Origin of the sequence: Caloramator mitchellensis (assembly GCF_001440545.1) — a bacterium.
Classification (GTDB): Bacteria; Bacillota; Clostridia; order Clostridiales; family Caloramatoraceae; genus Caloramator; species Caloramator mitchellensis.
This window is the reverse complement of record NZ_LKHP01000008.1, coordinates 47,256-60,051: the sequence shown is the minus strand read 5'-3', so window position 1 is coordinate 60,051 and position 12,796 is coordinate 47,256. Positions and strand designations below refer to the sequence as shown.

18 protein-coding genes are annotated in these 12,796 nt (G+C 32.9%); 17 read left to right on the top strand and 1 reads right to left on the bottom strand.

Annotation, left to right across the window (positions count from 1 at the left end; translation table 11 throughout):
- The first annotated feature begins 3 nt into the window (after positions 1–3).
- From hypA to orr, 15 genes are all read left to right on the top strand, one after another.
- A complete protein-coding gene (hypA, locus tag ABG79_RS07865) occupies positions 4–345 on the top strand; it encodes a hydrogenase maturation nickel metallochaperone HypA (RefSeq protein ID WP_057978875.1) in 342 nt (113 codons plus the stop codon).
- The gene (gene hypB / locus ABG79_RS07860) at positions 345–1,004 is read left to right on the top strand and encodes a hydrogenase nickel incorporation protein HypB (protein ID WP_057978873.1); all 660 of its coding nucleotides are present in this window, start codon (positions 345–347) and stop codon (positions 1,002–1,004) included. The genes hypA and hypB overlap by 1 nt, the downstream gene beginning before the upstream one ends.
- Before the next feature lie 11 nt (positions 1,005–1,015).
- On the top strand, positions 1,016–1,534 hold the full coding sequence (locus ABG79_RS07855; RefSeq protein WP_057978871.1) for a Na+/H+ antiporter subunit E: 519 nt from the start codon (positions 1,016–1,018) through the stop codon (positions 1,532–1,534).
- Positions 1,531–1,785, top strand: coding sequence for an MrpF/PhaF family protein (locus tag ABG79_RS07850; protein ID WP_057978869.1), 255 nt, complete (start codon positions 1,531–1,533; stop codon positions 1,783–1,785). Before ABG79_RS07855 ends, ABG79_RS07850 begins: the two co-directional genes overlap by 4 nt.
- Positions 1,782–2,120, top strand: coding sequence for a monovalent cation/H(+) antiporter subunit G (mnhG, locus tag ABG79_RS07845; protein WP_057978867.1), 339 nt, complete (start codon positions 1,782–1,784; stop codon positions 2,118–2,120). Before ABG79_RS07850 ends, mnhG begins: the two co-directional genes overlap by 4 nt.
- Positions 2,113–2,364: a Na(+)/H(+) antiporter subunit B gene (locus ABG79_RS07840; RefSeq protein WP_057978865.1), complete on the top strand. Its 252-nt coding sequence runs from the start codon at positions 2,113–2,115 to the stop codon at positions 2,362–2,364. Before mnhG ends, ABG79_RS07840 begins: the two co-directional genes overlap by 8 nt.
- On the top strand, positions 2,361–2,690 hold the full coding sequence (locus tag ABG79_RS07835; protein WP_057978864.1) for a hypothetical protein: 330 nt from the start codon (positions 2,361–2,363) through the stop codon (positions 2,688–2,690). Before ABG79_RS07840 ends, ABG79_RS07835 begins: the two co-directional genes overlap by 4 nt.
- Before the next feature lies 1 nt (position 2,691).
- Entirely contained in the window at positions 2,692–3,150 is a 459-nt protein-coding gene (locus ABG79_RS07830) for an MnhB domain-containing protein (protein WP_057978862.1), read from the top strand.
- Between the two features lie 25 nt (positions 3,151–3,175).
- A complete protein-coding gene (locus ABG79_RS07825) occupies positions 3,176–3,517 on the top strand; it encodes a sodium:proton antiporter (protein ID WP_057978967.1) in 342 nt (113 codons plus the stop codon).
- Positions 3,517–5,406, top strand: coding sequence for a proton-conducting transporter transmembrane domain-containing protein (locus ABG79_RS07820; RefSeq protein WP_057978860.1), 1,890 nt, complete (start codon positions 3,517–3,519; stop codon positions 5,404–5,406). Before ABG79_RS07825 ends, ABG79_RS07820 begins: the two co-directional genes overlap by 1 nt.
- A 13-nt stretch (positions 5,407–5,419) precedes the next feature.
- A complete protein-coding gene (locus ABG79_RS07815) occupies positions 5,420–6,382 on the top strand; it encodes a respiratory chain complex I subunit 1 family protein (RefSeq protein WP_057978859.1) in 963 nt (320 codons plus the stop codon).
- A 15-nt stretch (positions 6,383–6,397) separates the two neighbouring features.
- Positions 6,398–6,841, top strand: coding sequence for an NADH-quinone oxidoreductase subunit B family protein (locus ABG79_RS07810; protein WP_057978857.1), 444 nt, complete (start codon positions 6,398–6,400; stop codon positions 6,839–6,841).
- Positions 6,838–7,269 (top strand): 4Fe-4S binding protein, encoded by a 432-nt coding sequence (locus tag ABG79_RS07805; protein ID WP_057978855.1) that lies wholly within the window; start codon positions 6,838–6,840, stop codon positions 7,267–7,269. Before ABG79_RS07810 ends, ABG79_RS07805 begins: the two co-directional genes overlap by 4 nt.
- Positions 7,270–7,419: 150 nt before the next feature.
- On the top strand, positions 7,420–8,265 hold the full coding sequence (locus ABG79_RS07800) for a DMT family transporter (RefSeq protein WP_057978853.1): 846 nt from the start codon (positions 7,420–7,422) through the stop codon (positions 8,263–8,265).
- A gap of 16 nt (positions 8,266–8,281) precedes the next feature.
- A complete protein-coding gene (orr, locus tag ABG79_RS07795) occupies positions 8,282–9,349 on the top strand; it encodes an ornithine racemase Orr (RefSeq protein WP_057978851.1) in 1,068 nt (355 codons plus the stop codon).
- Positions 9,350–9,408: 59 nt separating this feature from the next.
- On the opposite strand, the gene ABG79_RS12400 is transcribed toward orr, so the two are convergent.
- Positions 9,409–9,558, bottom strand: coding sequence for an FAD-dependent oxidoreductase (locus ABG79_RS12400; protein WP_152978227.1), 150 nt, complete (start codon positions 9,556–9,558; stop codon positions 9,409–9,411).
- Between the two features lie 57 nt (positions 9,559–9,615).
- Between ABG79_RS12400 and deoC the strand changes: the two genes are divergently transcribed.
- Positions 9,616–10,293, top strand: coding sequence for a deoxyribose-phosphate aldolase (deoC, locus tag ABG79_RS07790; RefSeq protein WP_057978849.1), 678 nt, complete (start codon positions 9,616–9,618; stop codon positions 10,291–10,293).
- Positions 10,294–10,412: 119 nt separating this feature from the next.
- A complete protein-coding gene (locus ABG79_RS07785; RefSeq protein ID WP_057978847.1) occupies positions 10,413–12,749 on the top strand; it encodes a Lon protease family protein in 2,337 nt (778 codons plus the stop codon).
- The last annotated feature ends 47 nt before the right edge of the window (positions 12,750–12,796 follow it).

Genomic DNA, 12,796 nt, shown 5'->3' with positions numbered 1-12,796 from the left:
GATATGCACGAGTTGGCTATAACTGAAGGTATTATTAAAATTGCCATTGATGCGGCGAAACAAAATAGCGCTAATAAAATTTTAAATATCAAAATCAAATGCGGGGATTTTTCGGGGGTCGTTCCCCAATTAATTCATGAATATTTTGATATCGTATCCAAGGAGACTTTAGCTGAAGGCGCTAAACTTTTAGTTGAAAGAATACCTATATCAATCATTTGCAATGATTGTAACACTGAAAATGTTATTGAAAAGAGCAACATCAAATGTCCTAATTGTGGTAGTTTCAATTACAGGATAATTGGCGGCAAGGAATTTTTTATAGACTCAGTGGAGGTGGAATAGTGGAAATTAAAGTAGTTAAGCAGATAATGGAGTGGAATGAGGACGTAAGCAATGAAGTAAAACAAGAATTAGGTGACAAAAAAGTGTTTATGGTAAATATAATGGGTTCTCCTGGTGCAGGTAAAACAAGCGTTATAATAGAAATAATCAAGTCTCTTTCAAAGGACTATAAAATAGCAGTTATTGAAGGAGATATAACAGGTCAAATCGATGCTGAAAAAATAAGTGAACTTGGGATTCCAGTTGTTCAGCTTAATACCGATGGTGCTTGCCATATTGAAGCAATGTCTATAAAAAATATATTAAATTACTTTAATCTAAATGATATCGATGTGTTACTAATTGAGAATATAGGAAATCTTGTTTGTCCTGCAGAGTTTAACCTAGGTGAAGACTTAAAAGTAGCAATCCTAAGCGTTCCAGAGGGAGATGACAAAGTTCAGAAATATCCTTTAATGTTCTCAGTTGCGAATGCACTGATTATAAATAAATACGACATGAAGGATTATTTTGAATTTGACTATGATAAGGTTGTTGAATATTCAAAGGGTTTAAATCCTGAAATTAATGTTTTTCAGTTCTCATCAAGAAAACCCTTTGATAATGCTAAATTCTATGAATTTTTAAGAAGCAACATTCAGGAAAAATTTAGAGGATAGGGGGGAGTAGGATGCAAAATAAAGCTTTATCTGTATTTTCAACATTCGTATTATGTTTTGTAATGTGGATTTTGTTTACTCTTACATTTACTCCACAGGAGCTTATAGCAGGAGCGGTTGTGTCTTTATTAGTAGCATTATTTACTGCAAAATATTTAATTCATGAAGACGCAATACACTTATTTAAACCAAGCAACTTGATTAATTTAATCATTTATGTATTGTTTGTATTTCCAATAGAACTTTGGAAGGCAAACGTTGATGTAGCTAAGAGAGCTCTTAATCCAAAACTTCCAATCAATCCAGGTATAGTAAAGGTTCCTGTAGATTTAAAGTCGGAGTATGGACTTGCTATGCTCGCTAATTCTATTACATTAACTCCAGGAACTATAACTATGGAAATAATTGAAGAAAAGGGTCAACACTTTTTCTATATTCACTGGATAGATGTAGCTTCAAGAAATAGCAAAGAAGCTGGCGAAATGATAAAAGGAAAATTAGAAAGCTGGATAAGGAGGATTTGGAAGTGATAGAGTTTGTTTATGTAGGTATATTTTATGCTATTTTAGCGATTATATTGCTTTTTAGAGTTTTAAAGGGACCTAGCGTTGTTGATAGAGCAGTTGCAGGAGATAGCATTGACATATTAACAGCTGTAGCACTTATTTCATTTGCAGTATTTAGCAACAGAAGTATCTATCTCGATATAGCCTTAGTAATTGCTATATTAGGGTTTATAGGAACTGTTCTGATAGCAAGATATTTGGAGGGAAGACTATGATAAGAATAGTTATTGATATATTCCTTGTTTTAGGTTGCTTTTTTGCATTTGCTGGAGTAGTTGGCATGATTAGAATGCCAGATTCATTTTCAAGAATGCAGTCAAGCACAAACATTGCTACTTTTGGTGTTATTTGGACTTGCATTGGAGCGGCAATATATGCCTTTACAAATGGCAATACAGCACTCGGGACAAAGGCAATTTTAATAGGTGTGTTTATAGTTTTAACTACAGCTGTTGCTGGACATGCTATCATGAAGGCAGGATATATTCATGGAATAAAGCCTGACAATATGGTTGTTGATGAATACGGGAGGGATAATCCTAATGAATAGTATTGTTATTTTAAATAGCTTGATTTTGATTGGTATTATTATATCTGCTATTTTGACTGTAAAATTCGATAATTTGCTTTCGTCTATAATTGCGTTAGGGATTACAGGAGCATTTGTGGCACTTGAGTTTATACTATTGCATGCACCTGATGTAGCTATTGCTGAAGCAGCAGTTGGTGCGGTATTATCACCAGTAATATTTATAATTACCCTCAAAAAAGTAAAGGAGGGCAAGGAAAGATGAAGAAATTTGCTATGAGTTTTGCTTTAGTTGTTTTCCTGATTATGGGTTCCTATGCGATGTATTATTCTTCTACTCAGGGAAGAACTTATTCAGGGACTAAATTAGAAGATATCCAGAATAACGTTAGTTATGATATGCAAAAACCAGATGGAGTATCAAACGTTATTATAAGAGAAAATTTAAGTAAGACAAAGGCTATCAATGCTGTAACAGCTGTAGTTTTTGATTATAGAGGATACGATACATTAGGAGAATCATTCATTCTTCTAACTGCAATAGCTGGCTCAGTAGTTATTCTAAAGAGCCACAAGAAGGGAAGTGAGTAGAATGAAGGCTAAAACAAAGGGAACTGTTAAGGATTTAATAATTAAAACAGCCGCAGACGTTTTTACGCCAATTGCACTTGTTTTTGGGTTCTATGTAATAACGCATGGTCACTTAAGCCCAGGTGGAGGATTCCAGGGTGGTGTTTTAGTTGCAGCTGCTGTTATTTTGATATATTTAGGTTATGGGTATAGTGAAGTTTCAAAGAAATTTAATATGGACTTTATAAAGAAAAACGAGGCACTTGGAGCTATATTATTTACAGTATTTGGTCTTTGTGGTTTATTCTATGGCTCAGTTTTCTTTGCAAATGTATTTACAGGGATAGGAAATCCAGGGGATCTAATAAGTGCCGGAACAATAATGTTTATGAATAATTCAGTTGGCTATAAGGTTTTAACAGGTGTTGGCTTTTTAATTCTTCTTATGATAGGTCTTTTGGCTCCAGATAGTGAAAAGTGAAAAGGGGTGAAGAAATTTGATTTTAATGAATTATATAACTTGCATAGTTTTAATTGTTTTAGGATTTTATGTAATTCTTTCTAAAAAAAATATATTAAAGATTATAATCGGTATGGGTCTTATCGATTATGGAATAAACCTTTTGATTATAAGCATAGGTTTTAATCCCGGAGGAACTGCTCCAATATTTACATTCAGCGAATTAAAGCCTGATTCATTCTTTGTTGACCCTGTTCCACAGGCTCTAACCCTTACTTCAATTGTTATAGGAGCCTGTGTAACTGCGATGGCACTTTCATTAGTTATTAAAATTAAAGAAAAATATGGAACTCTTGATGCTGATAAAGTAAGGAGGTTGAATGGGTAATGCAACACTATCCTATATTATCTATAGTTGTTTTGTTTTTAGGAGCCTTCCTTACGGTTATCTTTGGTAGTAAAAATGATGCTGTAAGAAAGTTCATAGCTACAATATCATCAGGGATTTCGCTTGTTTTGGTTCTGCTTCTAATAAAGCCAATAATGATTGAAGGAAATGTTATTAATTACTGGTTAGGAAACTGGAGGCCTGTTCATGACTGGGCAATAGGAATAGGACTTGAAGTTGATGCTCTTGGATTATTCTTTGGGATAATAGTAGTTTTAACTGTTTTCCTTTCAACATTGTTTTCATATAGTTATATTAAAAAAGATGTTGAAAAGGATAAATACTATGTATTATTTCAGATGCTTGCAGGTTCTGTTTTGGGCTTAGTATTTACAGGCGACCTTTTTAACATGTTTGTTATGATTGAAATAATGACATTTGCAGCAGTGGGCTTAACTGCATTTAGAAATTACCAAGAAGGTGCACTAGAGGCTGCGCTTAAATACCTTGTGTTAGGTTCAATTGGTTCTTCATTGGTATTAGCAGGGACTATAACAATATATTCACAAGTTCACACTTTAAATATGGCACAAATTTCAGCGCTGTTATTTAACAATCTAACACCTTCAGCCCTATTTGCTTTTGCTCTACTTCTAGCTGGATTCTCTTTAAAAGCCTTTGTTGTTCCATTCCATCCGGCAGCACCTGATGCGTATATGGCTGCTCCATCGTCAATATCAATGGCTTTTTCTGGAATGGTTAATAAAGCAGGGGTATATGCTATATTAAGATTGGTATACGTTCTTTTCCATAGTATGGATTTAAAATCAATGCAAATGCTATTAATAGTGATAGGAACAATAACTATGTTTGTTGGCGTTACTATGGCTCTTGCACAGAATGATTTTAAAAGACTACTTGCATTCCATAGTATATCACAGATAGGGTATGTTATAACTGGAATTGGTCTCTCAACTGCTTTAGGATTAACAGGAGGTCTATACCACGCGTTAAATCATACATTATTTAAAGGTTTATTGTTCTTAAGTGCTGGAGCGGTATTCTTTGCAACAGGAACAACTGATTTAAACAAACTTGGTGGACTCGCAAAGAAAATGCCACAGACCGCAGCGATATTCCTTATAGGAGCATTCTCAATAAGTGGTCTGCCACCATTCAATGGGTTTGTTTCAAAGTGGTTAATTTATCAAGCAACTTATCAAGCGAATATGGCAATCGTAACTATAATAGCTTTATTAGTCAGCGTAATGACTTTAGCTTCATTTATCAAGGTTGCACAATCTGTATTCTTTGGACAGATGCCTGAAGAATTTAAGGATGTAAAGGAAGTTCCTTTATCAATGAGAATTCCAATGTGGATAATGGCTATTCTATGTATAATAACAGGTATAATGCCACAATTTGTAACTAAATATTTAATTAACCCAGCAGTATCAGCTGTATTAAATATAGGCAATTATATAGATACAATGATGGGTAGTGGCTATGCACAAAAAATAATAGGCGAACCAGTTCAAATCCCACAGGTAGATTATACTCTTGCAGGATACTGGAATCCAATTGCCTGGTTAGTTTTATTCGGACTTTTACTGATTGCAGTTGCCCTTGTTGCACTTGCAGGTGGATTTAATCATCAATCAATTCCGGTAGAAGAAGATAATCCTAAATATGATGTATTCTTCAGTGGAGAAGCTAATGAATTTTCACATGTAAAGGGTAATGACCTTTTCTGGGGATTAAAGCATGATTTAAGACATTACTTTGGCTTTATGCATGATGCACACAGCGGAGTAATTAATGATTATGCTTTATGGGCAATATTCACTACATCAATATTTATAATTTATATCTTCTTACTTGTTCCATAAGGAGGGACTGAATTTGGTAGTTTTAAAATATTTATTTTATGTTTTAGTTTTTCCAGGTCTGTTGTTTTCTTCTATAGTAGGGCTTTTGCTATCGGGTATAGATAGAAAGGTTGTAGCGAGGATGCAAAAGAGAATGGGACCTCCATTAATTCAGCCTATTTATGATTTCTTTAAATTATTAGGCAAAGAAACAATAGTACCAAGGGCTGCTTCAAGGAGAACATTCCTTTATGCTCCTGTAGTTGGATTATTAGCACTTGTCACAGTAGCTCTTTTTATTCCAATGTTTAAGTTTACTGCACTTTCAACTGTTGCTGACATAATAGTTATCATATACCTTTTAACAATTCCAGCTGTAGCTATGATAATGGGGGGAGCAGCGTCTGGTTCACCTTATGCTGGAGTTGGAATTTCCAGGGAAATGGTAGCTATTTTATCATATGAATTGCCACTGGTAATTGTTTTACTAACAATAGGAAAAAAGGTTGGGATGGAATTAAACAACGGAATATTGACTTTTTCACTTTCACAAATTGTAGAATACCAGGCTCAATTTGGGGCTTTGATAACTAAATGGAGCCTGATACCAGCAGCTTTAGCATTGCTTCTAGTTATTCCTATTAAGGTAGGTAGTGTTCCTTTCGATATTGCAGAGGCAGAAATCGAAATATGTGAAGGACCGCTTGTTGAATACAGTGGTGCACCACTAGCAGTATTTAAGTTAAACCATGCAATAAAAATGTTTATAATGACTTCACTGTTTGTAACTTTGTTCTTGAGTGGAAAGGGAACAGGTATAGTTATAGTTGATATAATTTTACAAATAATATTAAGTGCTATAATAGTAATAATATCTATTTCAACCTTAAAGGCTATTACAGCGCGATTAAAGGTTGAGCAGGTATTAAAATTTTTCTGGACCTATCCAACAGCTTTGGCGGTAATCAGCATGATTCTTGTTTGGTTTGGTTTTTAACAGGAGGTGTTAAATTTGTTTAAGAAATTAATTGAGAAAAGTTTCGAAAAATCTCCATGGGTGTTTCATTTGAATACAGGTTCTTGCAACGGATGCGATATAGAAATAGTATCGGTTTTAACACCAAGATACGATGCCGAAAGACTTGGAGTTAAACTTACAGGTTCACCAAGACATGCTGATATAGTTCTTGTTACTGGTCCTGTAACTTCACAATCCAAGGATAGACTTGTAAGAACTCTTGCACAGGTTCCGGACCCAAAGGTTGTTATAGCAATTGGTTCCTGTCCTACATCAACAAATGTATTCAATGGGAGCTATTCTGTAGAAGGACCACTTAGCAAATATATCGATGTTGATGTTTCAATAGCGGGTTGTGCACCAAAACCTGAAGCAATAATCGATGGTATAGCAAAGGCAATAGAAATATTAAAGAGGAAAAGGAGGGAGATGAAATGAAATTTCCCTACTTAAAAGAGGCTGTAAAATCAGCGTTTAAAAAGCCAAGCACAGAAATATATCCTATTGTAAACAAAGTTGCTCCTGTAGGATACAGAGGTAAAATAGTTTATCATGCAGATAAGTGCATCAATTGTGGTATGTGTATTAGGGTTTGTGCTCCTGGATGTATAACAAGAACTATTGAAAAGGTTGAGGATGGAGATAAAATAACATTTAATTTCTATCAAGGGCAATGCACATTCTGCTCTATGTGTGCTGACTTTTGTCCAAAGGACGCGATCGAATTAACACAAGACTATCATCTTGCAGTTACAGACAGAGATGATTTGATTGTTTCGGGAACATTTATAAAGAAGGCTCCACCAAAGCCTCCTGTTCCACCTCAGGCTCCTGCAGCCCCAGCTGCTGATAAAAAAACTGAATAATATTTTAAAGCTGTCTCTTCCGAGACGGCTTTTTTTATGCATATTAAACAGGAAAATTTAAGTTTCAAAAATATTATTTATATTTAGAGAAGGAATCTTGAAAAATTAATAGAATATATATCATAATGAAATGCTTTAGGTGGGGATACGATGACAACAAATTTAAAAGCAACGGTAATTCTTATAATCGTCACTATGTTTTGGGGAGCAACGTATTTTTTAACTAAGCTTGGGCTTAACGATGTAAAACCCTTTACACTAATAGCACTAAGATTTGTAATAGCATTTCTGGTAGCTGCCATTGTATTTTACAAACAATTAATCAAATCAGATAAAAAAATTTTGAAATTTTCAATTGCTTTGTCATTGTTATTATTCTTTGTTTTTATCTCGATGACCATAGGGTTAAAATATACATCTGCTTCTAATGCTGGTTTTTTGGTTAGTCTGTCTGTTGTGTTAATACCTATGATATCATTTTTTATAACTAAGCAAATGATTGAAAGGAAAGTTATAATAGGTGTATTAATGGCAACTATAGGAATAGCACTGTTAACCATAAATGGGCGGTTTGAAATCAGTAAGGGAGATATTTTAATCATTTCATGTGCAATTCTTTATGCTTTTCATGTAGTGCTAACTGATATTTTTACTAAAGAAGTAGATTCAATTGCTCTTGGGACATTGCAACTAGGATTTGTAGGGTTACTTAGCAGTATAATAGCGATAATAGTTGAGAAACCAATGCTACCAAGAAATGGTCTAACATGGGCAGTGGTTATATTACTAAGCATATTTTGCACTGCATTTGGTTATATTGCTCAAACCTATGCTCAAAAATATGTATCTGCATCTCATACAGGATTGATTTTATCGTTAGAGTCAGTTTTTTCGGCCATATTCTCTTTTACCTTTCTTGAAGAAACTCTTAGTATTAGAGGATACATAGGTGCAATTATACTTTTATTTAGTGTAATTTGGGTTGAGATTAAATAATAAGGGGGGACGGGGAATGAGATATCCATTATTGGAAATAGAAAGTAAAAAAATCGAGGAAAATGCTAAAAGGTTAATTGACGAATGTCATGATAAAGGAATTCAAATAGCAGGAGTAACAAAGGTGTTCAGTGGTAATAAAAAAATAGTTAAGGCTATCGTTGATGCGGGAATAGATATATTGGCAGATTCAAGAATTGAAAATTTAAAAAGCTTTAAGGATTATAAGATACCTAAAATGCTTATTAGAATTCCCATGAAAAGCCAAATCAGAGATTTAGTAAAATATACAGATATTGCCCTTGTTTCTGAAATTGAAATTGTTAAAGAAATTAATAAGTTTGCATTAAAAGCCAATAAAAAGTATAAGGTTATTTTAATGGTTGACATAGGTGACCTAAGAGAAGGAATATTTTTTGAAAACAAAGACGAGATTCATAGTGCAATCCAAGAAATAAGCAAAATGAAATATGTAGAACTGTATGGATTAGGAACTAATCTTACTTGTTACGGTGGAATTATCCCAACATCAGATAATTTATCGATTCTAGTAGAATTAAAGAAAGAAATCGAGAAGAAATTTGGTAAACAAATAAAATTTATATCAGGTGGCAACTCAGAAACTATTCCTCTTATGAGAACAGGAAATATGCCGGAGGGCATAAATCAACTAAGGCTTGGGGCATCAATTGCACTAGGAATTGGGCTTTATGATATGCCTTTAGAAAATCTTTATCAAGACACCGTAAAACTTAAATCCGAAATAATCGAAATAAAACAAAAACCATCTAAACCAATTGGAGAAATAAGTGTTGATGCTTTTGGAAATAAACCGCATTTTGAAGATAAAGGTATTCGTAAAAGAGCTATTTGTGCAATTGGAAAACAGGATGTAAATCCAGAACATTTAATTCCAATTGACGAAAACATACAAATTCTTGGAGCAAGTAGCGATCACTTGCTTTTAGATACTACAGACTCATGCGTAGATTATAAAATAGGCGATACGTTAGAGTTTAAGCTTACTTATGGTGGATTATTATCAGCTATGACTTCAAAATATATATATAAAAGAATTATATAAAATTAATTGGCTGCTCAATCAAACAATTTAAAAGAGCAGCCAAAAGTATTATATACATACTATTTATGTTTATCAGTACTTATTAAATATGCTATATTATTAGCTGCAATCATAGCAGAATGAAGTGCTCCCTGGATCCATCCATGTTTTCCTGAAACGTGCTCACCTGCAAATAAAACTTTATTGTTAATTATCTCTGCTATAGACATTTTTAAATCTTTAAGTTAAAATTATAATACTTATTTAGATATTAAAGGAGGGCTATTATGATTACAAGAGAATATGTGGCTTCAATAATAGACCACACTATTTTAAAACCAGAAACTACTCCTGAGGATGTAAAAAAAGTATGCAGTGAAGCTAAGGAACATGGCTTTGCATCGGTGTGTATTAATCCATGCTATGTAAATTTAGCAGCTGAAGAATTAAAGGGCAGCAATGTCAAAGTATGCACGGTGATAGGCTTTCCACTAGGTGCAACTAATAAGGAAGTAAAGGCTTTTGAGACAAAAAAGGCTATAGAAGAAGGTGCGACTGAAGTAGATATGGTAATTAACATTGGAATGCTAAAAGCAAAAAACTATGATTACATAAGAGATGATATTAAGACCGTTGTTGATGCTGCAAAAGGAAAGGCACTTGTTAAGGTGATAATAGAGACATGTCTTTTAACCGACGAGGAAAAAATTATGGCTTGTAAATTGGCTAAAGAGGCCGGAGCAGATTTTGTAAAAACTTCAACTGGATTTAGCAAATGGGGGGCTAAGGTTGAGGATATTAGGCTTATGAGAGAAACAGTAGGTTCTGAAATGGGTGTCAAAGCTTCAGGAGGAGTTCACAGCTTTCAAGATGCAGTGAATATGATTGAAGCTGGTGCTAATAGAATCGGAGCAAGTTCATCCTTAAAGATAATCGGAAAATCAACTGAAGAAAAGGCATATTAAAAAGCTGCAGATTTTGCAGCTTTTCTTTTTAACAAAGAAGTTATCCATAATTAATTGTCTGAATATTATATAGTAAACACCGACTTTTGTTTTCGAATATTTTTAGGGGGGATATATCGGTGAAGTATAAGAAATTGAAATATGAAGATTTGAACATTAGGCTCGAATCCTTACCAGATTTTAGAACTACTCAGGAAATAATAAATTATAAGGAGATAATAGGACAGGAAAGAGCCATCAGAGCGATAGAAACAGGATTAAAACTAAAAAAATCTGGATATAATATTTTTGTTTGTGGAAGCAATGGAAGTGGAAGAAAAAAATACATTCTTGAAAAATTAATACAGATAGCAAGTGATGAAGAAACTCCCGATGATTGGTGCTATGTATATAATTTTTCTGATAGTTTTAGTCCAATTGCTTTAAACCTTAAGCCTGGAACTTCTGAAGGATTTAAAAATGATATAGATAATTTTATCGATTCGTTATTCGATGAAATACCAAGATTGTTTTCTGAAGAGGAATACGAAAAGGCAAGAGAGCTCATTATTGAAAAATTTCAGAAAGAAAGTTTTGATCTTATTCAAAAGTTATACGATGAAGCTAAGGGAAAAAATTTCGTTGTAAAATCTACAAGAGAAGGCTTTGCTTTCATACCTATAAGAAATAATGAAGAAATGACTGAACAAGAGTATAATGAACTTGATGAAAAAGATAAGGAAAAAATCACTGAAGATGTAAGAAGTTTAAAGTTTTTAGCACTAGAAGTTTTGAGAAAAACAAAATTCTTAAAAAAGGAGATGTCAGAGCAACTAAGACGGCTTGATGATAACAGTGCATATGAGACGATAAGTAAAAGAATTTTAAATTTAAAAAATAAATATGGGTATAATGAAAAAATAGTTAAGTATTTAGATGACCTGCAAAAAGATGTGATTGAGAATATCGATGCATTTCTTGGAGGTGAGAATGATCAAATTGATGAATCCTTTTTTAAGAGGTATTTTGTCAATGTTATAACCTGTAATAAAAAAAAAGGTGCTCCAATTGTTTTTGACGATTTCCCTGAATTTCAAAATTTAATTGGTGTAATTGAATATGAAAATGAAAGAGGTTCTCTAGTATCAGATTTTACTATGATTAAACCAGGTAGTCTTCATAGAGCAAATGGTGGTTATCTTATTATTGATGCACTTCAGTTATTAAGCACATATCAAGGATGGAAAGCCTTAAAGAATGCATTGAAGAATGAATATATTCAAATAGAAAACTTAAAAAATCAATTCGATATTATCCCTATAGTTGCATTGAAGCCAGAAAGAATACCATTGAATGTAAAGGTGATTCTATTAGGAAACGAATACATTTATTATTTTTTATATTTATATGATGAGGACTTTAAAGAGTTATTCAATATAAAAGCTGAATTTGAAAGCGAAATAAAATTAAATGATAAAATTGCAAATGAATTTTTAGGGTTTATAAGTTTTTATTGTGCATCAAACAATTTGCCACACGTCACTAAAAAGGCTGTATTCGAGTTGTTTAGATTTTCAATGAGACTTTCTGAAAATAGAAAATATTTGACATCATGCTTTAGGGATATAATTAAAATAATTGATGAATCAGCGATAATTTGCATTAGCAGAAATGGAAACTATATTAATGAAAAAGATGTTAAGGCTGCATTAGCAGAATATGAAAAAAGGCACTCTTTTTATAAAGACAGAGTTCTTGATATGTATAAAGATGGCAAGTATTTAGTTCAGCTAAATGGATATAGAATTGGAGAAATTAATGCATTATCTGTATTAGAATTAGGCGATTATTCTTTTGGAAAACAAAATAGAATAACTGTTACGACTTATATGGGTAAAGAAGGTGTAATAAATATAGAAAGAGAGGCTAATATGTCAGGAACAATTCACAACAAAGGTATATTAATTCTTTCTGGGTATATTGGCCAACTTTTTGGTCAAAAATTTCCACTTTCTTTTAATGCAAGCATATGTTTTGAACAGCTTTATGGTGGCATTGAAGGAGATAGTGCATCCGCTGCAGAGTTGATTGCTCTTATTTCCAGCCTTGGAGATATACCAATTAAGCAGAGCATAGCTATAACAGGTTCAATTAATCAGAGGGGAGAAATCCAGCCTGTTGGAGGAATAAACCAGAAAATTGAGGGATTTTTTGATATATGTAATATGTTTGGGCTTGATGGAAGCCATGGAGTTATAATTCCATTTAGTAATTATGATGATTTAGTACTAAAGGATGAAGTATTAAATGCTATTAAAAAGGGATTATTTAACATATATCTTGTTAACAATATAGAAGAATGCTTTGAAATATTATGCAGTGATAATTTTATTAGAAAAAATGAAGATTTAATGGAAGTTATTAAAAAGAGAGTTGAGGAAAAGCTCAAAAGATATAACGATGTTTCACAAAAATAGGAATAAAAGGCAACGTTATAAAATTTTTTGATGATTTTTAAAGAATA